Source organism: Vitreimonas sp., assembly GCF_035627415.1.
Lineage (GTDB): Bacteria > Pseudomonadota > Alphaproteobacteria > Caulobacterales > Aquidulcibacteraceae > Vitreimonas.
Map to the genome: position 1 here is coordinate 1 of NZ_DASPLU010000029.1, position 23,400 is coordinate 23,400.

At 66.5% G+C, this 23,400-nt stretch carries 26 protein-coding genes; 16 read left to right on the plus strand and 10 right to left on the minus strand.

Annotated elements, in window-relative coordinates; translation table 11 throughout:
- Positions 1–407: 407 nt before the first annotated feature.
- A complete protein-coding gene (locus VEA80_RS15005; RefSeq protein WP_325061575.1) occupies positions 408–644 on the minus strand; it encodes a hypothetical protein in 237 nt (78 codons plus the stop codon).
- Between the two features lie 152 nt (positions 645–796).
- Between VEA80_RS15005 and VEA80_RS15010 the strand changes: the two genes are divergently transcribed.
- Positions 797–1,525 carry an SIMPL domain-containing protein gene (locus VEA80_RS15010; protein ID WP_325061576.1) on the plus strand — a complete coding sequence of 243 codons (729 nt, stop codon included), beginning with the start codon at positions 797–799 and terminating at the stop codon, positions 1,523–1,525.
- A 68-nt stretch (positions 1,526–1,593) separates the two neighbouring features.
- Here the strand turns inward: VEA80_RS15010 and VEA80_RS15015 are convergent, their stop codons facing one another.
- From VEA80_RS15015 to carA, 6 genes are all read right to left on the minus strand, one after another.
- Positions 1,594–1,857, minus strand: coding sequence for a hypothetical protein (locus VEA80_RS15015; RefSeq protein ID WP_325061577.1), 264 nt, complete (start codon positions 1,855–1,857; stop codon positions 1,594–1,596).
- Between the two features lie 122 nt (positions 1,858–1,979).
- Positions 1,980–3,035, minus strand: a complete 1,056-nt coding sequence (locus VEA80_RS15020; protein ID WP_325061578.1) for an alpha/beta hydrolase — start codon at positions 3,033–3,035, stop codon at positions 1,980–1,982.
- A 38-nt stretch (positions 3,036–3,073) separates the two neighbouring features.
- Positions 3,074–3,988, minus strand: a complete 915-nt coding sequence (locus VEA80_RS15025; protein WP_325061579.1) for a 2-hydroxyacid dehydrogenase — start codon at positions 3,986–3,988, stop codon at positions 3,074–3,076.
- Positions 3,989–4,115: 127 nt separating this feature from the next.
- Complete coding sequence (dusB, locus tag VEA80_RS15030; protein ID WP_414731516.1) at positions 4,116–5,054, minus strand: tRNA dihydrouridine synthase DusB; 939 nt, start codon at positions 5,052–5,054, stop codon at positions 4,116–4,118.
- A gap of 44 nt (positions 5,055–5,098) precedes the next feature.
- Entirely contained in the window at positions 5,099–5,440 is a 342-nt protein-coding gene (locus tag VEA80_RS15035) for a hypothetical protein (protein ID WP_325061581.1), read from the minus strand.
- The gene (gene carA, locus VEA80_RS15040; protein ID WP_325061582.1) at positions 5,437–6,624 is read right to left on the minus strand and encodes a glutamine-hydrolyzing carbamoyl-phosphate synthase small subunit; all 1,188 of its coding nucleotides are present in this window, start codon (positions 6,622–6,624) and stop codon (positions 5,437–5,439) included. Before carA ends, VEA80_RS15035 begins: the two co-directional genes overlap by 4 nt.
- A gap of 209 nt (positions 6,625–6,833) precedes the next feature.
- Between carA and VEA80_RS15045 the strand changes: the two genes are divergently transcribed.
- On the plus strand, positions 6,834–8,951 hold the full coding sequence (locus VEA80_RS15045) for a S9 family peptidase (RefSeq protein WP_325061583.1): 2,118 nt from the start codon (positions 6,834–6,836) through the stop codon (positions 8,949–8,951).
- Here the strand turns inward: VEA80_RS15045 and glpX are convergent.
- From glpX to VEA80_RS15060, 3 genes are all read right to left on the minus strand, one after another.
- Positions 8,948–9,901, minus strand: a complete 954-nt coding sequence (gene glpX, locus VEA80_RS15050) for a class II fructose-bisphosphatase (protein ID WP_325061584.1) — start codon at positions 9,899–9,901, stop codon at positions 8,948–8,950. The genes VEA80_RS15045 and glpX overlap by 4 nt on opposite strands.
- 108 nt (positions 9,902–10,009) lie before the next feature.
- Positions 10,010–10,510, minus strand: a complete 501-nt coding sequence (locus VEA80_RS15055) for a GAF domain-containing protein (RefSeq protein WP_325061585.1) — start codon at positions 10,508–10,510, stop codon at positions 10,010–10,012.
- Positions 10,510–10,683, minus strand: a complete 174-nt coding sequence (locus VEA80_RS15060; protein ID WP_325061586.1) for a hypothetical protein — start codon at positions 10,681–10,683, stop codon at positions 10,510–10,512. The genes VEA80_RS15055 and VEA80_RS15060 overlap by 1 nt, the downstream gene beginning before the upstream one ends.
- A gap of 238 nt (positions 10,684–10,921) precedes the next feature.
- Between VEA80_RS15060 and VEA80_RS15065 the strand changes: the two genes are divergently transcribed.
- From VEA80_RS15065 to VEA80_RS15130, 14 genes are all read left to right on the plus strand, one after another.
- Entirely contained in the window at positions 10,922–12,091 is a 1,170-nt protein-coding gene (locus tag VEA80_RS15065; RefSeq protein ID WP_325061587.1) for a carbohydrate porin, read from the plus strand.
- 43 nt (positions 12,092–12,134) lie between these two features.
- On the plus strand, positions 12,135–14,072 hold the full coding sequence (locus tag VEA80_RS15070; RefSeq protein WP_325061588.1) for a methyl-accepting chemotaxis protein: 1,938 nt from the start codon (positions 12,135–12,137) through the stop codon (positions 14,070–14,072).
- A gap of 164 nt (positions 14,073–14,236) precedes the next feature.
- Positions 14,237–15,829, plus strand: coding sequence for a globin-coupled sensor protein (locus VEA80_RS15075; RefSeq protein ID WP_325061589.1), 1,593 nt, complete (start codon positions 14,237–14,239; stop codon positions 15,827–15,829).
- A 2-nt stretch (positions 15,830–15,831) separates the two neighbouring features.
- A complete protein-coding gene (locus tag VEA80_RS15080; protein WP_325061590.1) occupies positions 15,832–16,107 on the plus strand; it encodes an STAS domain-containing protein in 276 nt (91 codons plus the stop codon).
- Complete coding sequence (locus VEA80_RS15085) at positions 16,104–16,469, plus strand: response regulator (RefSeq protein ID WP_325061591.1); 366 nt, start codon at positions 16,104–16,106, stop codon at positions 16,467–16,469. The genes VEA80_RS15080 and VEA80_RS15085 overlap by 4 nt, the downstream gene beginning before the upstream one ends.
- Positions 16,470–16,480: 11 nt before the next feature.
- Complete coding sequence (locus tag VEA80_RS15090; protein WP_325061592.1) at positions 16,481–18,613, plus strand: chemotaxis protein CheA; 2,133 nt, start codon at positions 16,481–16,483, stop codon at positions 18,611–18,613.
- A gap of 3 nt (positions 18,614–18,616) precedes the next feature.
- On the plus strand, positions 18,617–19,078 hold the full coding sequence (locus tag VEA80_RS15095; protein ID WP_325061593.1) for a chemotaxis protein CheW: 462 nt from the start codon (positions 18,617–18,619) through the stop codon (positions 19,076–19,078).
- Positions 19,075–19,950 carry a protein-glutamate O-methyltransferase gene (locus VEA80_RS15100; RefSeq protein ID WP_325061594.1) on the plus strand — a complete coding sequence of 292 codons (876 nt, stop codon included), beginning with the start codon at positions 19,075–19,077 and terminating at the stop codon, positions 19,948–19,950. Before VEA80_RS15095 ends, VEA80_RS15100 begins: the two co-directional genes overlap by 4 nt.
- Entirely contained in the window at positions 19,947–20,960 is a 1,014-nt protein-coding gene (locus VEA80_RS15105; RefSeq protein WP_325061595.1) for a chemotaxis response regulator protein-glutamate methylesterase, read from the plus strand. Before VEA80_RS15100 ends, VEA80_RS15105 begins: the two co-directional genes overlap by 4 nt.
- A gap of 1 nt (position 20,961) precedes the next feature.
- A complete protein-coding gene (locus VEA80_RS15110; RefSeq protein WP_325061596.1) occupies positions 20,962–21,351 on the plus strand; it encodes a response regulator in 390 nt (129 codons plus the stop codon).
- Positions 21,348–21,911 (plus strand): chemotaxis protein CheD, encoded by a 564-nt coding sequence (locus tag VEA80_RS15115; protein ID WP_325061597.1) that lies wholly within the window; start codon positions 21,348–21,350, stop codon positions 21,909–21,911. Before VEA80_RS15110 ends, VEA80_RS15115 begins: the two co-directional genes overlap by 4 nt.
- Before the next feature lie 10 nt (positions 21,912–21,921).
- Positions 21,922–22,305: a hypothetical protein gene (locus tag VEA80_RS15120; protein ID WP_325061598.1), complete on the plus strand. Its 384-nt coding sequence runs from the start codon at positions 21,922–21,924 to the stop codon at positions 22,303–22,305.
- A complete protein-coding gene (locus tag VEA80_RS15125; protein ID WP_325061599.1) occupies positions 22,302–22,892 on the plus strand; it encodes a response regulator in 591 nt (196 codons plus the stop codon). Before VEA80_RS15120 ends, VEA80_RS15125 begins: the two co-directional genes overlap by 4 nt.
- The gene (locus VEA80_RS15130; RefSeq protein WP_325061600.1) at positions 22,889–23,362 is read left to right on the plus strand and encodes a hypothetical protein; all 474 of its coding nucleotides are present in this window, start codon (positions 22,889–22,891) and stop codon (positions 23,360–23,362) included. Before VEA80_RS15125 ends, VEA80_RS15130 begins: the two co-directional genes overlap by 4 nt.
- Positions 23,363–23,400: the final 38 nt, after the last annotated feature.

Sequence of the window (23,400 nt, forward strand, 5' to 3'; positions counted from 1 at the left end):
GATGGAACGGACAGCAAGCCCAGAAGTCGCCCGCGGACGGGCGGCTCTTCTGCTTGTGCCAGGACAAGCGCTTGCCGGCATAATCCGCAATCGAAACCCGATCGCGCACCTGTCGGAGCAAGGTGTCGGAAAAACGCATCAATACCTGAAGGAAGCCGCCTCTCGCTATTATACAGCGATTCGGCGAAACGATTCGGCCCCACGGCCGCTAATGCGCGCCCGGATGCACAGCGGGCGGATCGCTGGCGGGAAAAGATTCATCTGAGGCCTGATCGACTTCGTCCCACCTTTTGGGCGGGTTCTCCATCGCTTCGGGACCCGCGTCCCGAACATCGCGCATGGGCGCTAGGTGATCCGCCGGCTGCGTCATGCGACTCATCTGGCCCCGCCGGCGGACCCCTGCAAGGTCAGTAGGTCGAGGGCGCGTCGCTGGCCGGAAAGCTCTCGTCGGAGCGCTCATCGGTGCGCGACCAGCGCTTCGGCGCCGAAGACATGTTCTCCGCGCCGGCGTCGCGCACGTTCGGCATCGGGTGCGCCTGAAGCTGTTCGCCTTCGCTGTTCTGCTTGCGTTTCTTCATGGCCCGATAGGCCAGGACGCCTGCGCCCACCAGGGCGGCTGCGCCGACTACTCGTCCGATTTGCATGGGACACCTCTTCGTTGCTCGAGGGGAAACGCGGCGCCGGCGCATCAGTTCGGCCTCACGATCACGCGAACTGCGTGAAAACAGCGCCGCTTGCCGTAAAATCGCCGCGCCTATCCGGCGGTTCATGAGGAGAGGGCAACGGAGTGAATGACATGCGATTGATCAAGGCGGCGGCTGCGTTCGCCGTAATGGCGACGTTCGCGGCGCCGCAAATGGCGGCCGCGCAGCAAGTCGAGACGCAGACGCCCGCGGTGCAAGGCACGCTGCTCAGCGTGAGCGCCGAGGGCAAGTCCGAGGCGCGCCCGGACATGGCGACGATCAATCTCGGCGTCACCACCGAGGGGCAGACGGCGCAAGCGGCGCTCACGGAGAATGCGCGGCGCATGCAGGCGCTGACACAGGCGCTGCGGCGCGCGGGCATTGCCGAACGCGACATCCAGACCTCGAACGTCTCGGTGCATCCACAGCAGCAATACCGCGAGAACCAGCCGCCGCTGATCACCGGCTATCAGGCCAACAACACGGTGACGGCGAAGATCCGCAACGTGAACAACGTCGGCCGCGTGATCGACGCGGCAGTGGCCGCGGGCGGCAACACCATCCACGGCGTTTTCTTCTCGCACGCTGATCCGGACGCGCAGCTCGACATCGCCCGTCGCGACGCCATCGCCGAAGCGCGCCGGCGCGCGGAGCTCTACGCCAGTACGCTGGGCATGCGCGTTCACCGCATCGTCGCCGTGCAGGAAGGCGGCGGCTTTTCGCCGCCCGTGCCGATGCCGATGGCGGTGCGGATGGAAGCGGCGCAGGACGCCTCGACGCCGATCTCGCCCGGCGAGATCGAGACGCGCGTCAGCGTCAGCGTCACGTTCGAACTGCGCTAAACGTTATCGGAAAGGCGAAGGGCGGCGGAGCGATCCGCCGCCCTTTCTGTTTGCGCGTGAGCCGCAGTTTACGGCGTGGTCGGTTCCGGCGCGGTTTCGGCCGGCGCCGGCTCGGCGCTCGGCGGCACGGTTGGCGCGGGCGGCGGTTCCGGCAGATCGATGTCCGGAGGATTGATGTTGGTGTCCGGCAGATCCACTTCGAGTTCGGCGGTGCGCTGCTGCTGGAATCCGCCTGAATAGGCGACGATGCCGAACGCGATCACCGCCACGAGCACAATCCCCGCCAAGAACGCGAGCCACGGCGACGAGCCGCCGCCTTCTCTGTCTGCCATGTTCCAATCTCCATCCATGCCCCCGCACTTCAAGCCGATAGGCGCGGGGATGGTTCCGGCGCGCATCGCTGATCGGAACTCACGACCGCGCGGGCCGTTGGATTCGCATGGGTTACGAACTTTTATACGGTATCGGCGCGCTCTTGCTGGCCCTCGCGTTCGGCTACGGCATCTGGCGCAACATAACGCGCGACAAGAGCAAGGACGCGATCACCGAAGCGGCGACGAAGGAATCGTATGAGCACCCCGAGCGCTATCAGAAGCGTTCGCAAAAAATCTACGAGGACGCCGCCAAGGATTGAGCGACCGATTCTCGTTCTCGAAGGTGCGTTCGTTCGATGAACTCCGCCATCAGCGTGCCCCCGTTCGGCGTGCGTTTCGAGCAGGAAATGGCCGCCGTCGAGGATGTGCGCCTCCATGCGCGGGAGGTCCTGCATCCATGACAGCGTCTCGGCGATGTCGAAGAAGGCGTCGTGGCGACCCCAGAGCATCAGCGCCGGCGGTTGCCGCTGCTTGAGATAAGCGCCGATCTCGTCGAAGCGGGCGACGTATTTGCCGTAGTCGGCGAGCAGGATGCGCTGCATTTCCATGCGGCCGGGCAGGTGCAAGATGCGCCAATCTTCGACCCAGGGCTCGCCTTTGATCTTGGCGACGACGTCTTCTGGCACGCCGCGCGTGTACTGGCCGCGCGTGTCTTCGAAGGTGAGAAACGAGGTGGCTTTCGCCTTGTTTTCTTCGCTTGGCTCGTTCCAGTATTTGAACGTGTCTTCCCATTGCGGCGCAAACCCGGTGCGATGCGCGTTGGCGTTCTGAATGACGAGGCCCGCGACCTGCTCGGGCGCCTGCATGGCGATATTCAATCCGACCGGCGCGCCCCAATCGTGCAGGTAGATGAAGCGCCGCCCGACCTTGAGATGGCTGAGCAGCTCTGTGACGGCGTCGCTGAAGGCGGCGAACGAGGGTGTGGGAAGCGGGTCGGATTCGCCGTAGCCGGGCAGGTCGGGCGCGATCACGTAGGCGACGCGCGACAGCGCCGGGATCACATCGCGGAATGTGGCCGATGAGCTGGCGTAGCCGTGCAGCAGCAACAGCGCCGGCTTCGACGCATCGCCCGCTGCGGCGAACGCAAGTTGGGTCCCGCCGGATAAACGCAGCCGCTCGCGTGCGACGGAACTCATGGCGCGCTCCTTCCGCGCTCTGAGCTAGAGCGCGGAGGTTAGCTGGCCAGCGGCGTGAGCAGCGGTTCGCCGGCGTGGAAGCGGCGGAGGTTTTCCAGCACGTTCTGCGAGCCCTCCCACAGCGCTTCGCGCGTGCCGCCGCCGAGGTGCGGCGTGAGGGTGGTGTTCGGCACATCGGCCCAGCGCGAAACGGGCGTCGGCTCTTCGACGAACACGTCGAGCCCGGCGCCGCCGAGCGCGCCGGATTTGAGCGCGGCGATCAACGCGTCTTCGTCGATGACGCTGCCGCGGGAGATGTTGACGATGATGCCGTCCGAGCCGACGGCGTTGATGATTTCGGCATTGATGATGCCTTCGGTGCTCTTGTCACCGCGTGCGGCGATGGCGAGCACGTCGCACCAGTGCGCCAGTCGCAGCAGGTCGGGTTCGCAGGCGTAGGCGACATGCGGCTTGGCGCGCGGGCCATACCACTTGATCTCCAAGCCGAACGCCTTGGCGCGCTCGGCGACGGCTTGGCCGATCGCGCCCATGCCGACGATGCCAAGCTTGCGGCCGCGCAGGCGCTTCTGCGGCGGCACGGCGAGCGGCGGCGTCCATTTGCCCTCGCGCAGCACGCGCTCGCCTTCGGTGAAGAGCCGGAGGCGCGCGATCATGAGGCCGATGGCGACGTCGGCGACGTCTTCGTGGTTGATCTCGCGGCCGTGCGTGATCACGACGCCGCGCTGTCTGGCGTGGGCGAGGTCTAGCCCATCGACGCCGACGCCGAAGCAGACGATGCAGGCGAGCTCCGGCAGCGCGTCGATCATGGCGTTGGAGAGGCCGACATGGCCGATGGTGACCGCGGCTTTGATGTCTTTGCGATCGGCGGGCCAGTGGACGACGTCGTAGTCGGTGAGGCGCAGTTCGAACAAGCCGAGCGGCGGATGCACGAGGAGGGCGGGTTTGGAGTTCATGGCGCTGGCTTAGCGCGTTCCCCTCGCCCCGCGAAGCGGGGGAGGGGCTAGGGGAGGGGGAAACACACTGTCCCCCTCCCTGCGGCTTCGCCGCTGTCCCTCCCCCGCTTCGCGGGGCGAGGGACGATTATGCGGCGACGCGCTCTGGCTCGCTTTCGAACAGCGCGCACAATTCGTCGTGCACGCGCTGCGGGTCTTCGAGCATGCAGATCGCTTTACGCCGTTCGCGCGCGCTGGGGCCTAGGACGGCGTCGATGGTCCAGGCGATGTGCTTGCGCGCGATGCGGAGGCCGAGCGCTTGCGGGTAGAAAGCGAGCGAGTCTGCGTAGAGGGCGAGCAGCGAGGCGAGCAGGCGTTCGCGCGCGGGCGGGGCTGCCTCGCCGCCGTGGATGAGCGCGTGTTCGATGGCGCCGGGGAGCCAGGGTTTGCCTTGCGCGGCGCGGCCGATCATCACGCCGGCAGCGCCGGAGAGGTGGAGCGCGCGGCGTGCGTCGGCGGCGCTGGTGATGTCGCCGTTGGCGACGACGGGGACCTTCACCGCCTGCACAACGGGCGCGATCGCGGCCCAATCGGCTTGGCCGGTGTAGAATTGGTTTCGGGTGCGGCCGTGGATGGTGATCATGCGCACGCCGGCGGCTTCGGCGGCGCGGGCGATGTCGGGCGCGTTGAGGCTGGCGTGATCCCAGCCGAGGCGCATCTTCAGCGTGACGGGGAGTGTGGTGGCGGCGACGGTCGCTTCGATGAGACGCAGCGCCATGTCGGGATCGCGCATCAGCGCCGAGCCGCAGAGGCCGGAGGTGACGCTCTTTGACGGACAGCCCATGTTGATGTCGATGATATCGGCGCCGGCGTCCTCGGCGATGCGCGCGCCCTCGGCCATCCAATGCGCTTCGCGGCCTGCGAGCTGAATGACAAGCGGGGTTATGACGCCCGCGCCAGCGGCGCGGCGCACCATATCGATGCGCTCGCGCGCCAGCTGCTCGGACGCCACCATCTCCGACACGCAATAGCGCCCGCCGAAGGCTTTCACCTGGCGGCGGAACGGGATGTCGGTCACGCCGGCCATGGGGGCGAGGGAAACGAGGGGTGTGGTTAAGTGGCGCATTCTGCTTAGATCAGTCGACCCCACAGCAAGGGGCTGCGCAACTCAACTTCTTGTCCGCCAATTTCGACCTGCACGAGCAAGGGAGGGAGACCCTGGTGCAGATAGACCGGGAGGTCGAGGCAGACGTTCTGGTCCTCCCAATTGTTTTGCCCCTCCCAATACGGCGTGGAGTCGTGCCCGAAGAAATCGCAAATCACCACGTGGCGACCGTCGGCAGAGCGATAAGTGATGTGGCTCTGCCAATTGTTGTTGGTGACGCCCATCGAGAGCGGATGCAGTCTGACCTTTGGCGCGAGGTAGAAGCCGGTTGCCAATAGCGCGACGACGATGCCAATCGCCCTGATCACTTGCTCTTCTTCTTCATCAGCTTCGCAAAGCGCTCGAATAGATAATGACTATCCTGCGGCCCCGGTGACGCTTCCGGGTGGTACTGCACCGAGAACACCGGCTTGCCTTCGAGTTCGATGCCGCAATTGCTGCCGTCGAACAGCGAGACGTGGGTTTCTTTGACGCCTTTGGGCAGCGTCGCGGTGTCGATGGCGAAGCCGTGGTTCATGGAGACGATCTCGACCTTGCCGGTCGATTGATCCTTCACCGGGTGGTTCGCGCCGTGATGGCCTTGGCCCATTTTCATTGTTTTCGCGCCGAGCGCGAGGCCGAGCATCTGGTGACCGAGGCAGACGCCCATCACCGGCTTGCCGCTGTCGACCAGCTTCTTGATCTCAGGCGCAGCGTAGACGCCGGTCGCGGCCGGATCGCCGGGGCCGTTTGAAAGCAGGATGCCGTCCGGCTTGTGCGCGAGCGCTTCTTCGGCGGTCGCGGTGGCGGGCAGCACGATGGTGCGGGCGCCGATCTCGCCGAGCGCGCGCAGGATGTTGCGCTTTACGCCGTAGTCCATGACGACGACGGTGAACTTGGGCTCGTTCACTTCCGGCACGCCGAGCGGCCATTGCCAGAGACCTTCGTTGACGACGTAGCTCTGCGCCGTCGTCACTTCCTTCGCGAGGTCGAGCCCGTCGAGCCCGTGCCAGGCCTTCGCGCGCGCGTGCAACTTTTCCAGATCGAACTTGCCGTCGGGCGCATGGGCGATGACGGCGTTCGGCATGCCGTGTTCGCGGATGCGGCGCGTCAGCGCGCGCGTGTCGAGGCCGGCCAGGGCGATGACGTTGCGCTTCTTCAGCCAGCTGTCGAGATCGTCCTCGGCGCGCCAGTTGGAGGGCAGGGTCGGCCGTGCGCGGAAGACGGCGCCGCGCGCGGCTGCTGAAGCGGCTGGGGAGGAGCTTTCGATGTCCTCGTTATTGGCGCCGACATTGCCGATGTGGGGGAACGTGAAGGCGACAATCTGGGCGGCGTAGGAGGGGTCGGTGAGGATCTCCTGGTAGCCGGTCATCGAGGTGTTGAAGCACACTTCGCCGTCAGCTGCGCCGACCGCGCCGAGGCCTTCGCCCAGGAAGACGGTTCCATCGGCGAGTACGAGCGCGCCTGTTGGAACGCCATTTGAGGCGGCGGAGGATTGAGTCGATTTGGCCAAAGCGGCAGTGGGATAGAGTGAGCCGTGCGGGGTGTCAAAACGTCCCGGCTGGGGCGGAACAGCGCGCTCGCCAAACCCCTGCCGTAAAGGTGAACTCCATGTCAGCCATGCGCGTTGGCCGGTGGATGACGGACCTGTAAGGTTTTGGTGTGGGCACGAGGACGCCGACATATTGGGCCGGGGCGGTCGCCTTTTGGCTAGCGGCTGTAGTGGCCGGGTGCGGCCAGCAGGCCGTACGGCCGACTGCGCCCGCGGCCGACCAGCCCCAGCTGATCGCCCGCGCCGACCTGTTCGGTGACCCGGCGCGTCACGGCGGCCAGCTGTCGCCGCGCGGGGACCGCGTCGCGTTCCTTGCGCCGCGGGACGGGGTGCAAAACCTCTGGGTGCTGTCGGTCGAGGCGATGGAGGAGGCGCGGCCGGTGACGGACGATCGCGTCCGCGGCATCCGCCATTTTCAATGGGCGCAAGACAACGCGACGCTGCTTTATTTGCAGGACGAGCAGGGCGACGAGACCTGGCGGCTCTACGCCGTCGATGTCAGCCGCGGGCTGCCGCGAGCGCTGACGCCGGGCGGCGTGCGCGCCGAGGTGCTGGGCTCGAGCCCGAACGATCCGAACGGCGTGATCGTCAGCCTCTACCAGCGCGACCGCGAATGGCCGGACGTGTATCGCGTCGACATTCAAAGCGGCGAGCGCACGCTGCTGGTGCGCAATCCGCCGTCGCGCGGGTTTTCGCGCTTCATCGTCGATCGCGAGAACCGGGTGCGTCTTGGCGCGCGGCCTTTGCCGGACGGCGGCTACGAATTGGCTTCGCGCGATGCGCGCGGGCGCTGGCGGACGCTGCTCACGATCCCGTTCGAGGACGCGCAATCTTCCCGCGTCATCGCCTTCGAGACGGATGGGCGTTCGTTCCTGATGCTGGATTCCACCGGCCGGCAGAATTCCGCGCTCGTGCGGGTGGACGCCGAGACCGGCGCAAAGACACCGCTCGGAGAAAATGAACGCGCGGACGTCGTCGATGTCTGGCTCGATCCGGCGACCAATGCGCCGGAAGCGTTTGCGACCGAGTATCTGCGCCGCGAATGGCGCGCGCTCGATCCGGAGACGCAGGCCGATCTCGACTTTCTCGACAGCCGGCTGACCGGCGACTTCACCGTCGTCTCGCGCAGCGCCGATAATGCGCGCTGGATCGTCGTCGAGGAGGGGCCGGCGCTCGCGTCGCGCTCGCATCTTTACGATCGCGCCGACCGCGAAGGGCGGCGGCTCTCCTCTCTGTTCCGGCATCGGCCTGCGCTTGACGACGCGCCGCTGCAGCCGATGACGCCGGTGGAAATCGCCACGCGCGACGGCCTGACTTTGGTTTCCTATCTGACGCTGCCGATTGGCGCGGACGCCAATGGCGATGCGCGCCCGGAATCGCCCGTGCCGCTGGTGATCGTGCCGCACGATGGGCCGTGGGCGCGCGACAGCTACGGCTTCGATCCGTTGCATCAATGGCTCGCCAACCGCGGCTATGCGGTGCTGAGCGTGAATTTCCGCGGCTCCGCCGGGCTCGGCAAGACGTTCCTCAACGCCGGCAATCGCGAATGGGGCGGGCGCATGCGCGACGATCTCGTGGATGCGAAAAGATGGGCGGCCGCCAACGGTGTCGCGCCGCCGGACAGAGTCGCGATCATCGGCTCGGGCTTCGGCGGTTACGCGGCGCTTGCGGCGCTCGCCTTCTCGGCGGACGAGTATCGATGCGGCGCGAGCTACAATGCGCCGGGCAATCTGTTCGCGTGGCTCGACACTTCGCCCTTGAGCGCGCGCGCGGAGCTCTATCCGCGGATCGGCGATGCGCGCCTGCCGGGGGAGCGCGACATCCTCCGTCAGCATTCGCCGATGTTCTACGCCACACAGATCCGCGCGCCGCTGCTGCTTGGCGTTGGCGTACGGCAAGGGCGGGGATTGCGCGGCGAAGCGGATCAGATCGCGCAGGCGGTGCGCGCGCGGCGCGGCAATCTCACCTATTTGGTCTTTCCGGACGAAGGCCGCGAACTGGTGCGGCCGGCGAACCGGCTGTCCTATCTTGCCGTGCTCGAACATTTCCTCGGCGATTGCCTTGGCGGGCACGTCGAGCCGGTAGGCGCCTCGTTCGAAGGCGCGGCAATCCAAGTGTACGACGGAGCGATGAACGTGCCGGGCTTGAGCGCATTCGCGCGCCGGCCGGCGGCGATGCGGGTCGATCCGCCTCCGCCGCCCCCGCCGGCGGAGGGTGGCGAGGAAAGCGAGGACGAACTCGAAGAGATCGCGCCGGCGCCCGAGGACTTGGACGCCGCCGCACCCTAGGCCAGCGGGTAGATCGAGCGGACGCGGCTCTTGCGCTTGGTGAAGCTGTCCCAGACGAGCGTTTCAACGTGCGCTTGGCCCGCTTCGAAATGCACGCCCTGGAACATCGATCCGTGCGTCACGCCCGAGGCCGCGAACACGACGTCGCCCGGGACCATGTCGTCGAGCGTCAGCTTGGCGTGCACGTCGCAACCCATGCGGCGCGCGCGCTCTTCCTCTTGCTCGTTCTCCGGCAGCAGGCGCGCCTGCATCTGGCCGCCGGCGCAGCGGATCGCCGCCGCCGCGAGCACGCCCTCGGGCGCGCCGCCGGAGCCGAAATAGATGTCGATGCCCGATCGCGCGGTCTCAGTGGTCCAGAACACGCCGGCGACATCGCCGTCCGGAATGAGGCGAATGCCGGCGCCAATGCTGCGCAGTTCAGCGATGATCTTCTCGTGCCGCGGCCGGTCGAGCAGGCAGGCGCGGATTTCGCTCACCGGAACGCCCTTGGCTTCGGCGAGCCGCTTCACGTTTTCGCTGGGCGAGAGATCGAGGTCGATCAGGCCGGCCGGATAGCCGGGGCCGATCGCCAGCTTGTCCATGTACATATCCGGCGCGTGCAGGAGGCCGCCTTCAGGCGCAAGCGCGACGACCGTCATCGCGTTCGGCGCATCGGAGGCGCAGAGTTTGGTGCCTTCGAGCGGATCGACGGCGATGTCGGTGCGGACGCCGCCGGCGCCGAGCTCCTCGCCGATATAGAGCATCGGCGCTTCATCGATCTCGCCTTCGCCGATCACGACCTTGCCGGAGAAAGGCGCGGTCTGGAACGAGCGGCGCATGGCGTCGACGGCGGCCTGGTCAGCGTCGTTCTTGCGGCCGAAGCCGCGCAGCTTGGCGCTAGCGATCGCCGCGACTTCCGTCGCGTTCTGCGCGATTTGCGAAAGGATTAGTCCGGTGGTGACGTCCGACACGTGCGCCTCTTTGATTTGAAGGCGCTGTCATAGTGCGCGGTGCTGGCTGGGCCAAGCCGGATAGACCCGTTTTTGCTTGCCGGCGCGGACCAAGGCCTTGGCGCGCTTCTAATCTACCGTCAGCAGATCGGCGCAAATGGCTTCAAGGCCCGCCTGGTCGTCGGCGTCGAAAGCGTCGAACCGAGTGGAGTCGACGTCGAGCACGGCGGCCAGCGCGCCGGATCTGTCGAACACCGGCACGACGATCTCGGAATTGGAGCGGCTGTCGCAGGCGATGTGGCCGGGGAAGGCGTGCACGTCGGGCACGAGGAAGGTTCGGCGCTCCTGTGCGGCCGCGCCGCAAACGCCCTTGCCGAATGCGATGCGCAGGCAGCCGAGCGTGCCTTGGTAGGGCCCGACCACGAGTTCGTCGCGCTTGGCTTCGTCCACCAGGTAGAAGCCGGTCCAGAAGAAGCGGTCCGGAAACGCCTCCGCCAGCAGTGAGGCGGCGGTGGCGTAGCGCGCCGTGCGGTTCGGCTCGCCGGCGAGCACCGCGGCGACTTCGGCGCGCAGGGCCGCATACCGTTCGGCTTTGCCCTCGGGCAGCGGCGCGCGCGCAGCCTCGGCCATTAGCGGTTCGACTTCCGATGCTTCAGCGCGCCCGAGGCCTTGAGCGCCTGCATCTTCTCGGCGCGCGAACGCGGCTCGGCGCGCGGCGCCGACAAAGCCTTGCCCACCAGCACAGAGGCGCCGACCACCACTAGAACGGTGATCAGAATCCCGATCCAAAACCCCGCGTCCATCATTCGTCTCCTCGGGGCATAGATAGCGGCGCGTTGTGTCGTCGGCAATCTGCGACTATCCCAAACGGCATAGAGGCCTGCGCGCCGCGTACGAAAGCCACTGTCAAACGGCGACCTCGCATCTCACGCAAGGCCTAAGCCGCTCGGCCTAGAGCGAGAAGCCTATCGCTGAGTTCGGTTTCCTCAATGCCGCATTTACGCTCAGCGCGGATTTTGTCTCCCATTCGGGGGAGAACAGATGCTGGGTCGCACGCGCGTCGCGCACGCATGGTCGCTGCTCGCAGTCGGCGCTTGTCTCGCGCAAGCCGGAGAGGCGGCTGCGGGCCCGGTCGAGGCGACGCTTGAATACACCGCTGACTACATTGCGCCGATCTCGGGCGCGGATGATGCGGACGGCGTTTTTCTCGACAATCTCGACCTGGGCGTGACCTTTGACATGGGCCGCATCGCGGGTTGGCGCGACGTCAGCGTGTACGCACATGTGCTCAACAATTCCGGCGAGGCGCCGAACGACGACCTCGGCACACTGCAGGGCGTGGACAACATCGAAGTGGCCCGTCAGCGCGCGCGGCTCTACGAATTATGGATCGAAGCAGGCGTGGGCCGCGCCAACCTGCGCGCCGGCCTCTACGATCTCAACAGCGAGTTCTACGCCAACGACTCCGCCGGATTGTTGATCGCGCCGGCTTTCGGCATTGGATCGGAGCTGGCGGCGACCGGCCCCAACGGGCCCTCAATCTTTCCATCGACCGCGCTCGCGCTGCGGATCGCTCACCCGGTCACAGATGACTCGCTCATTCGCGTCGCCGCGCTGAACGCCACGGCGAGTGTGCTCGGCGATCCCGACGGCGTCGACACCTCGTTCGATGATGGCGCATTGCTGATCGGCGAGTGGAGCCGGGGAGGCGGCACCCGTCTCGCCCTCGGCGGCTGGGCGTACACGGACAAACACGACGACATCCGAGACGTCGATAGCGGCGGCGCGCCGCTACAGCGGCGTTCGGCGGGCGCTTATCTCACGATCGAGCGCGAGCTTCAGCCGGACCTCACCGGCTTCGCGCGTCTCGGCGTCTCCGATGGCGACACCACACCGTACGTCGGCGGCTGGCAGGCGGGTGTTCTGCTGGATGGCGTATTTGAGGCGCGCCCTGAAAGCCAATTGTCGTTCGGCGTTTATCAGGGACGGCTCTCGGCCAAGCATCGCGCGAATGAACGTGATGCTGGAGTCGACGTCGCCGCCGACGAGACCGGATTCGAACTCACCTATTCCGACCAGCTGACGCCGTGGCTGCGCGTGCAGCCGGACCTTCAGTTGGTGCTGAACCCCGGAGGCGATCGCGGGCGCGATCACTTGTGGGTTGCGGGACTGCGCTTTGCGGTGACGCCCTTCGGGGATGCCGGCGGTTGACCGTGTTTTTCTGGATACCCGCTGTGACAAGGAGCTGTGCGCGATGGCGTCGATAAATAGCGCGGCCACGGCCGCAAGCGTTGCTCTTTTCGGTTTGGTTGCGCTCTGCGGCGGGGCGGGATTGTGGGCTGAACTTCGTCTCGACTCGGCCCTCGAAGACTCGAACCGAAGCGCCAGCCTGCTGCGCAGCCACCTGACCGCCGACATGATGCACGACGCGGTGCGTTCAGACGTGCTCGCCGCTCTGATGTCACGCAACCCCGCGTCGGGGATCGAATTCGCGGCCGTCCGGGCCGACTTCGCCGAGCACATCCAGGAATTCCGCGCCATGATCCAGGCGGAAGGCGCTCTCGCACAAACCGAGGCGGAGCGCGAAGCCGTCGACAGCGTCGCCGCACCGCTCGAAGCTTACATCAGCAGCGCCGAGCAGGTGATCGCGCTGGCCGAGCGCGATCCCGACGCCGCCCTGGCCGCGTTGCCTGGCTTCTTCGAGCAATTCCGCACGCTCGAAGATTCGATGGAAGTGATCACCGGTGTCATCAGCGCAAGCGCGGCTGAGACAACCGCGAGCGCCGAGCGCGACACGCAGCTCTCCTTTTGGCTCGTGATCGCCGCGCTGGCCATATCCGCCGCCGCCGTAATTGCTCTTGCGCTGCTCACGCGACGCAAGCTTGTTGCGCCGTTGATGAATCTCACCGGCGCAATGACGCGGGTCGCCGGCGGCGACAACAGCGTCGATCCGCCGGAAGCGAAGCGGGAAGATGAAATCGGCGCCATGGGCAAGGCGCTCATCAGCTTCCGCGAGGCCGCGCTGAAGCGGCTCGAGGCGGAACGGCGCGAAGCGGAAGCGCGCAAGGAGGCGGCGGCCGCCCAGGAACGCGCGCGCGAGGAAGCCAAAGCGGCGGCCGAAGCGCTGGTGACGGATTCGTTCGGCGAGGGCATGGCCAAGCTCGCGACGGGCGATCTGACTTATCGTCTCGTCCGCGAGGTGCCGCCGGCGTACGAGCAGCTGCGCGCGAATTTCAATACGGCGGTGGAGCAGCTTCAGGACGCAATGCGCAGCGTGGTGACGAACGCCAACGGCATCCGCACGGGCGCCAACGAGATCAGCCAAGCCGCGGACGATCTGTCTCGCCGCACCGAGCAGCAGGCCGCGAGCCTGGAGGAAACGGCGGCGGCATTGGATGAAGTGACCGCGACCGTACGCAAGACCGCCGAGGGGACGACGCAAGCGAGTTCAGTCGTCAGCACCACGAGCGATGATGCGGCGGCAAGCGGCAAAATCGTGCGCGACACGGTGGCGGCGATGTCCGAGATCGAGCGGTCAGCCAACCAAATTTCGCAGATCATCGGTGTTATCGACGAGATCGCCTTCCAGACCAACTTGCTCGCGCTCAATGCCGGCGTCGAAGCGGCGCGCGCCGGTGAAGCGGGGCGGGGCTTCGCCGTCGTGGCTTCGGAGGTGCGGGCGCTGGCGCAGCGTTCGTCCGACGCGGCCAAGGAGATCAAGAGTCTCATCTCAGCGAGCTCGCGCCATGTCGGCGCCGGCGTCGAGTTGGTCGGCGAGGCCGGCAAGGCGCTGCAGCAAATCGCCGGGCGTGTGACCGAGATGAGCGCGCTCGTCAACGAGATCGCCGCCTCGGCGCAAGAGCAGTCGACGGCGCTGGCGCAGGTGAACACCGCCGTCAATCAGATGGATCAGGTGACACAACAGAACGCGGCGATGGTCGAGCAATCGACGGCGGCGAGCCATTCGCTGCGGCAGGAAGCCGACAACCTGATGATGCTGATCTCGCGCTTCAAAACCGGCGAACCGGTGGCGATGCCGGCGGCCAAGCCGCATCCGCCGAAGAAGTCCGCAAAGGCTCAGCCGCAAGTCAAGGCGCCGCCGAAGGCGGCGCAGCGTCAACGGGCGGCGTCGTTCTCGACGGCGGGTAGCGCCGCGCTCGCGAGGGCGGAGGACGATTGGGAGGAGTTTTGAGGCGGCGCGGGAGTCGCATACCGCAGCCGGGAGGTGCGCCGTGGCCGTAGCCGGAACGGCCTATCTCCTGCGGCGTAGCAGCGAATGCAGTTTGCTCAACGCGTCGTTTACTGCCGCGGCTGCTCTTAGTCCGTGCGCGCTGATGCAAGGTTTCGGGGGCGGTGATGACTTCTACTAGGCTGCGCGAGCGGCTGGACTTCGTGCAGATCGGGGACGCGGCGCGCAGCGCGATGCAGAAATCGCGTGCGGTGATCGACCGCGGCGTCGCCGAGGGGCTCGAGCAGCTCTACGCCCGCATCCGCGCGACTTCGGAAATCAGCCGGTTTTTTTCGGGCGAGAGCCAGATCAACGCCGCCAAAGACGGGCAAAAGCGCCATTGGGGACGCGTCGCCGCCGGCGATTTCAGCGACGATTATTGGGAAAGCGTCCGCCGCATCGGCGAGACGCATGCGCGCATCGGCCTCAAGCCGCAATGGCACATCGGCGGCTACGCCCTCATCCTCGACAAGCTGATCCGTGTCGTGGTCGCCGAGAAGACCAAGGCCAAGGGCGTGTTCGGCCGCGTCGACAGCGACGATCTTGCCGAGACGCTGGCGAGCCTCGTGAAGGCGGCCATGATCGATATGGATCTCGCCATATCGGTCTATTTGGAGGCGTCCGAACGCGCGCAGGCGGAGTTGGACGCGCAGGCGAAAGCGGCGGCGGCGGAGCAGCAGGCCGCGATGACGGCGCTGACCCAGGCGCTTTCCGCCTTGTCGGAGGGCAATCTCACCCACCGCATCGAGGAGCGCTTTCCGGCGGCGTATGAACAGCAGCGGGTGCTCTTCAACGCCACCATGGAAAGGCTTCAGGACGCGATGCGCGGCATCGCCGCCAATGTCGGCGGCGTGCGCACCGGCGCCGGCGAGATTGGCCAGGCGGCCGACGATCTGTCGCGCCGGACGGAGCAGCAGGCGGCGAGCCTCGAAGAGACCGCCGCGGCGCTCGACGAGGTGACCGCCACGGTTCGCAAGACAGCCGAGGGCGCGAACCTCACCAACAACGTGGTCGCTTCGACTCGCGCCGACGCCGAAGCGAGCGGCAAGGTCGTTGCTGACACCGTGGCGGCGATGTCGGAGATCGAACGCTCGGCGAAGCAGATTTCGCAGATCATCGGCGTCATCGACGAGATCGCGTTCCAGACCAACTTGCTGGCGCTGAACGCCGGAGTCGAGGCCGCGCGCGCGGGCGAGGCGGGCCGCGGCTTCGCCGTCGTCGCTTCGGAGGTTCGCGCACTGGCGCAGCGCTCTTCCGATGCGGCCAAGGAGATCAAAGCGCTGATCTCAGCCAGTTCGCAGCACGTCGAGACGGGCGTCGGCCTGGTCGGCGAGGCCGGCAAGGCGCTGCGTCTCATTGCCGATCGCGTCGGCGAGATCAGCGGCCTGGTCGGCGAGATCGCCGCTTCGGCTCAGGAGCAGGCGACGGCGCTGTCGCAAGTAAACACCGCGATCAACCAGATGGACCAGGTCACGCAGCAGAACGCCGCGATGGTGGAGCAGTCGACCGCTGCCAGCCATTCGCTGACGCAAGAGGCGAACGATCTGATGGCGCTCATCGCCCGCTTCAAGACGGGCGAGCCCATCGTCATGCCAGCGCCGGCAAGCCGGCCGGTCAGGCCGCAGCCCATCGCAGTGCAGCAGAAGCGGATCGCGACGTTCGCCTCGAGGCAAGCAGCAGCGCCCGCCACGCGTACGGATGAAGATTGGGAGGAGTTCTGAGCATGTCGGACACCGCATGCCTGCGCTTGACGAGCGTTCTCGATTTCCGCGCGGCGCAGCCGTTGAAAGCGAGCCTGCTCGAGCACCGAGGCAAGCCGCTCGAACTTGACGCATCCGATGTCGAACGCTTCGGCGGGCTTTGCCTGCAGGTGCTCGCCGCAGCGCGCGCGAGCTGGGCCGCCGAGGGCCACGCGTTCGCCATCGCTAATCCGTCAGAGGCTTTTTCGTCTGCGCTTACGCTCATGGGCGGCGCCGAGCACTTGGGAGTGAACCCGTGAGCAAGACCATTCTCACTGTCGACGACAGCCGTATGATGCGCGAGATGCTGCTCAAGGTGCTGCGCGACGCCGGATTCGACGTGGTGCAGGCCGAGGACGGCGTCGCCGGGCTGGAAGCGCTTTCGGCCTGCGAGCCCGACGTCATCATCACCGACATCAACATGCCGCGGATGGACGGCTACGGCTTCATCAACGGCGTGCGCAGTGAAGGCCGCCATCGGGCGACGCCGATTCTCGTGCTCTCGACCGAGAGTGCGCCCGAGAAGAAACAGCGCGCCAGGGAGGCGGGCGCGACGGGCTGGATCGTGAAGCCGTTCAAAGCCGAGAGCCTGATCGAAGCGATCCGGCGCGTGTCGGCCTGAGGAGCGGGACGATGGATGCGATGGACGCCATCAAGGTCACCTACTTCCAGGAATGCGACGAGCTGTTGCAGGATCTGGAGCAGGGCCTGCTTGCGCTGGAAGCCGGCGAGGGCGACGGCGAGACGATCAACGCCGTGTTCCGCGCCGTTCATTCGGTGAAAGGCGGCGCCGGCGCGTTCGGCTTCGAGGCGCTGGTGGCGTTTGCGCACGTTTTCGAAACGGCGCTGGACGCGATGCGCTCCGGCAAGCTCGAGCCCGATGCGGATGCGATCAAGCTGATGCTGCGCGCGTCCGACGTGCTGTCTGATCTGGTGCAGGCGGCGAAGAACGACACTTCCGTCGACGAAGCGCGCAGCGCGGCGATGGCTGCCGAACTCGAGGCGCTCACCAACGGCGAGGCAGAGACCGCGCCTGACCTTGCGCCCGTCGCGAACGCGGACGAGCCGGCCGCCGACGAATGGGGTTTCCGTCCGGTTCGCATGGAGGTCGATGCGCCCGCGTGCCCCGCGCCGCTCGCCGGTTGGCGGCTTGTCATGCGGCCAACGGCGGCGATGTACGCCAAGGGTCACGACGCGGCGGTGCTGTTGCGCGAACTGGCGCGGCTTGCGCCGCTCGAGACCAAGTGCGACGCGGCCGCGCTGCCCGGTTTCGACGAACTCGATCCCGAAGCGGCGTATCTCGTCTGGGACGTGCGGATTCCGGCCCACGTCGAGGAAGCCGCCATCCGCGACGTATTCGACTTCGTCGGCGACGATTGCCCGATCGAATTGTCGCGCGAAGAATGGACGATCGAGGCGCCGGCGCCGGCCGCAGGCGTCGAGCCGGAGATCGACATCGGCACGCTGTTGGCGCGCGTCATCGATCCGCCCGCGCCACCGAACGCCGCGAGCACGGTCGGCGACGATCAGCAGGCTGCCAACGCGAAAGCCGCCAAAGGCGACGCTGCGGCGACGATTCGCGTCAATCTCGAGCGCGTCGATCGCCTGATCGACCTGGTCGGCGAACTGGTGATCAATCAAGCCATGCTTTCGCAGCGCGTCGCCGAAAGCGGCCTTGCGCGCTCGTCGAACGTTGCCATCGGCCTTGACGAACTCGAGCAGCTCACCCGCGAGATCCAGGACAGCGTCATGGCGATCCGGGCGCAGCCGGTGAAGTCGGTGTTCCAGCGCATGCCGCGTCTCGTGCGTGAGATCGCCGGCTCGACTGGCAAGCAGGTGCGCTTGGTGACCGAAGGCGAGAACACCGAAGTCGACAAGACGGTGATCGAACGGCTCTCCGATCCGATCACGCACATGCTGCGCAACGCCATCGATCACGGCCTTGAGGCGCCGGAGGACCGCATCGCCGCCGGCAAGGGCGCCGAGGGGACGGTCCGCTTGGCGGCGCTGCACCGCTCCGGCCGCATCGTCATCGAAGTCTCGGACGACGGGCGCGGCATCAATCGTCCGCGCGTGCGGGAGATTGCCGTCAACAAGGGACTCATTCCCGCCGACGCACAGTTCACCGACGACGAGATTGACAACCTGATCTTCCTGCCGGGCTTCTCCACTGCCGCGACGGTCTCGAATATCTCCGGCCGTGGCGTCGGCATGGATGTGGTCAAGCGTTCGATCCAAGCGCTGGGCGGGCGCATCTCGATCAGCTCGCAGCCGGGCAGGGGCTCGACGTTCACGCTGTCGCTGCCGCTGACGCTCGCCGTGCTCGACGGCATGGTGGTGACAGTCGGCGAGCACACGTTCGTTGCCCCGCTGTCGGCGATCGTCGAGACGCTGCAGCCGAAGCGGGACGAGGTCCGCATGCTCGGTCCGCGCAGCGCCGTCTTGGCCGCGCGCGGCTCGCATCTGCCGCTGATCGATATCGGCGTCGCGCTGGGATGGCGCACGCAGCCGATCGATCCGGCCGATGGCGTGGCGCTGCTGGTTGAAGCTGAAGGCGGCGCGCGCGCGGCCGTCGTCGTCGACGCGATCCAGGGCCAACGCCAGGTCGTGATCAAGAGTCTGGAAGCGAACTATCAGCGCGTCGATGCGGTCGCCGCGGCCACCATTCTCGGCGACGGCCGCGTCGCGCTCATCCTCGATATCGACGCGCTGGTCGACAGCCGACGCGCCGATCGTTTCGAAACTCCTCTTGCACAAGCGAGCTGACCCATGGATGCCGAACGCCACAGTGAAAGCCTCGAGCTGATTTCGTTCCTGATCGACGATCAGGAATTTTGCCTCGACATCATGGCCGTGCGTGAAATCCGCGGCTGGACAGCGGCGACCCCGTTGCCGCATTCGCCGCCCTTTGTGCGCGGCGTGATCAACCTGCGCGGCGCGGTGCTGCCCATCCTCGACCTGAAGGCGCGACTTGGCCTGGGCGAAGCGCAGCCCAACGCGCGCAGCGCCATCATCGTTGTGCATATCGGCCGGCGCCTCGTCGGACTTCTGGTCGACGGCGTTTCCGAAATTCTCGCTGCCGACCCCGCCACCGTGCAGCCGACGCCCAACGTCGGGTGCGAGGTGGTCAGCCGGTTCGTACGCGGGATCATCGCGCTCGAAGGGCGGATGATCTCCTGGGTCGCGCTCGACGATATCCTGCCGCCGGAAGAGGCCGCCGAGGCCGCATGAGCGCAGCCGCCGCCCTCCGCAAGAGCGAAGAGCGGTTGGTCGAAGGCGAGTTCGCCTTCACCGCCGGGGACTTCCGCCGCATCGCATCCTTGATGCGAGAGCAGACCGGCATCTATCTGCCGGAGGCGAAGGCGACGCTCGTCTATTCGCGCTTGGCCAAACGGCTGCGGCAGCTGGGGCTCGCGACCTTCGACGCCTATTGTGCGCTGATCGCCTCGCCCGACGGCGCCGCCGAGCGCAATTCGATGGTTGCGGCGCTGACGACGAACGTCACGCGCTTCTTTCGCGAGCCGCACCATTTCGATCACCTGCGCGAGAAGGTCCTGCCGCCATTGCTGGAGAAAGCGCGAAACGGCGGGCGCGTGCGGCTATGGTCGTCCGCGTGCTCTACCGGCGAGGAGCCGTATTCGATCGCGCTCACCATTCTCTCGCTGATGCCGGAAGCGGCGCGGCACGACGTGCGCATTCTCGCGACGGATATCGATCCCAATGTCGTCGCCACGGGCAAAGCCGGCGTCTACAGCGCCCAGGCCGTCGAGCCTATCTCGTCTTCGCTGCGCGACCGCTGGATGACGCGCGAAAGCAGGGCCGACGGCGGCTGGCGCGCCGGCGACGAGATGCGCGCTCTGGTGCGATTCAATACGCTGAACTTGATCGGCGAGTGGCCGATGAGGGGCCGCTTCGACGCGATCTTCTGCAGGAACGTCGTGATCTATTTCGAGCAGGACACGCAGGACCTGATCTGGGGCCGCTTCCGCGACCTGCTGACGCCTCAGGGGCGGCTCTATGTTGGCCACTCCGAACGAGTCGAGGCCCCTGGCTACGCCAGCGACGGGCTCACCATCTATCGTTTGACGGGGTCTGCTCAATGAGCGTGCGCGTTCTCATTGTCGACGATTCGGCGACCATTCGCAGTCTGCTCAAGGCGGAGTTGTCGCGCGATCCAGAGATAGAGGTCGTCGGCGTGGCCGGCGATCCGTTCGAGGCGCGCGAGGCCATCAAGGCGCTTAGTCCCGACGTCATCACGCTCGATGTCGAGATGCCGAAGATGACCGGTCTCGAATTTCTCGAGAAGATCATGCGCCTACGGCCGATGCCGGTGGTGATGGTGTCGACGCTGACCCAGGCCGGCGCGGCCATCACGCTCGAAGCGCTCGAGATCGGCGCGGTGGATTGTGTCGGCAAGCCTGACTTCGACGGCCTGGCCGAAAAGGTGAAGATGGCGGCCCGCGCGCGCGTGCGCCCGCTGGTGCAACGAACGGCGCTGCGGGTGGATCATGCGCCGTACCGGCCGAGCGACAAGGTGCTGGCGATCGGCTCGTCGACCGGCGGCGTCGAGGCGTTGATCACGATGCTGTCGGTATTTCCCGAGAATTGCCCGCCAACCCTGGTCACGCAGCACATGCCGGCGACCTTCACGTCGAGCTTCGCGGCGCGTCTCGACCGCACCTGCAAACCACACGTCGAAGAAGCCCGCGACGGCGCGCCGTTGCGGACGGGCTGCATCTATATCGCGCCGGGCGGAGCAACGCATCTGCGTGTCGCCGGCGGAACGCAGCGCGTCTGCCGCCTCGATGAATCGGATCTGGTGAACGGACACCGTCCCTCGGTGGACGTACTGTTCACTTCCGTTGCGCAGGAGATCGGCGCCCGCGCCGTCGGCGTCATCCTGACGGGCATGGGCAAGGACGGCGCCCTTGGACTGAAAGCGATGCGCGAGGCAGGCGCACGCACGCTCGGCCAGGATGAATCGACCTGCGTGGTCTACGGCATGCCGCGGGCCGCCTTCGAGATCGGCGCGGTCGAACGCCAGGCGCCGCTCGGAAGTCTGGGCCGCGCCGCTCTGGATTTGTGTTCTGTTGAAATGCGAGGAGCCGCCTAATATGCCCGCCGCTTCCGCCATCAAAGTGCTCGTCGTCGACGATCAGCTGACGATGCGCGCTCTGATCCGCTCCGCGCTGCAGGAGATCGGCTTCAAGGATATCACCGACGCCGGCGACGGCGAGGAGGGCTTGAAGGCGCTCGTCGCCGCGCCTGCGCATCTCGTGATCTCCGATTTCAACATGCCGAAGCTGGACGGTTTGAGCTTCCTGCGCGCGATCCGTTCGCACGAGCCGATCCGCAAGACGGCGTTCATCATGCTGACCGGCCGCGCCGACAAGGAGCTGGTGCAGCGGGCGATGCAATATGGGGTCAACAACTACGTCACCAAGCCGTTCTCGCCGGCGGTCCTGCGCGGCAAGATCGAGGAAGTGTTCGGCCCGCTGACATGATCCGCGATACCGTCCCCGCCAGCAGCTCTCCGTCCGAGCGCATCGTCCACGTCGTTCAGGGCGAACAAGCGATCGTCGGCGAGGACGGCATCGTGCTGTCGACGATCCTGGGCTCGTGCGTGGCGACGTGCCTGCACGATCCGATCGCGCGTGTGGGCGGCATGAACCACTTTCTGCTTCCGGGCGACACCAGCGCGAACGCCGCGGACGACATGAAGTACGGCGTCAATGCGATGGAGCTGCTGATCAACGGACTGCTGCAACGTGGCGCCTCACGCGCGCGGCTGGAGGCGAAGCTGTTCGGCGGCGCGCATGTGGTCGGCGGGCTCTCCGATATCGGCGCGCAGAACGGCGCCTTCGCCCGCCGCTTCCTGCAGACCGAAGGAATTCAGATTGTCGGCGCGAGCCTCGGGGGCGATCGCGCCCGGCGTGTGCGGTACTGGCCTTGCTCCGGCCGCGCCTCGCAATTGCTGCTCGACAAAGCCGATGTCTTCACCGCCGAACGCAAGTCGCCGCCGAAGCCCGCCGCGCCGGAAGCCGGCGCCGTCGAACTCTTCTAAGGGCACAGCCATGTCGCGAGCACTCGAACACAGCGCCGATCGGCGCCAACCCACCGAAGCCGGCCGGATCATGTCGAGCGTCGCCGACGAGCTGGATCGTATGCGCTCTTTAGGACTGCAGATCGAAACCTCGCTGTGTGAGCTCGCCGGCGGCGTGGCTGAACAAGGCGTTTGGCTGGAGGACTTGCAGCAGTTCGATCTGATCTTGCAGCAGCTGGCGGCGCTGCGCGATTTCCTGACAACCGCGGCGGCGACGCAGGGCGCCGATGCGCCGATCGACATCGCCGACGCCGCCGACAAGCTGACATTGCATGACCTCCGCCTGCGCCTGCTCGGCCAGGATGCCGGCGAACGCCACCGCGATTGCCACTTCTTCGAGGAGGATAGTGGGTGAGGAGCGGCCGGATCAATCTCGCGCTGGCCAGCGTGCTCTTGCTCGACGCCAGCGATCACAATCTGGACATTCTCACGCAAGTTCTGAAGGGGCTTGGCGCGCAGGACGTGCACCGCTGCCTGACGATCGCGGAGGCCGAGCGTGTCATCAACCGCATCGCCGTCGATCTGATCATCGTCGATCCGAACCTGAAGAAGGAAGATGGACACAGCTTCGTCGAGTGGGTGCGCCGAAGCACGCCCGATCCGACCCGCGCCGTGCCGATCATCATGATCTCGGGATACTCGACGCTCACGACCGTGCACCGCGCGCGCGACGCCGGCGCCAATTTCTTCGTCGCCAAGCCGATCACGCCCAAGGTGCTGCTCGATCGCATTCTCTGGATCGGCCGCGACAACCGCAATTTCATCGAAGTGGCGAGCGGCTATTGCGGTCCTGAGCGGCGGTTCAAATTCGAAGGTCCGCCACCCGGTTGCGAGGGCAGGCGCCATGACGATCTCAAGGCGCCGATCGGCGATTCCATGACGCCGAACATGTCCCAAGACGAAGTCAACACCATGATCAAGCCGCAAAGGGTGCAGTTGTGACCTTGCTCCGCTCATATCGCCCCGAGGTCCGTCTGCAGCAAATGCTGGCGCGTCCCGGGGGCCTATCGATCGAACAAGCGCTGGCGAACGCTCAGCAAGGCGTCGAGACGCTGCGGTCGCAGTGCACGGCCGCCGTGGACGCGACGATCGCCAAAATTTGCGCGCTCACCACCGAGGGCGCGGAGAAGAACGCCAAGACGATCTATGCCCTTGCGGACGAGGTGTTCGCCCTCGCCGGCACGTTCGACATGACCGATGTGAGCAAGGCGGCCTACAGCCTCTGCGCTCTGCTCGCCTCTGAGGAAGGCGCCAAGAAAGGCGCAGCGATCCGCGTGCACGTGGAAGCGCTGAAGGCGCTGCGCAATCCGTTAGTGGCGGCCGACGCGAACGCCCGCACCAAGGTGCTCGAAGGCCTCGTCAACGTCTCCAAGCGCTACGGCAAGTTCGAGGACAAGCCGCTCGCCCGCTGAGGCGTCGCACTCTCGAGCGGAATAGACGTATCATCTGT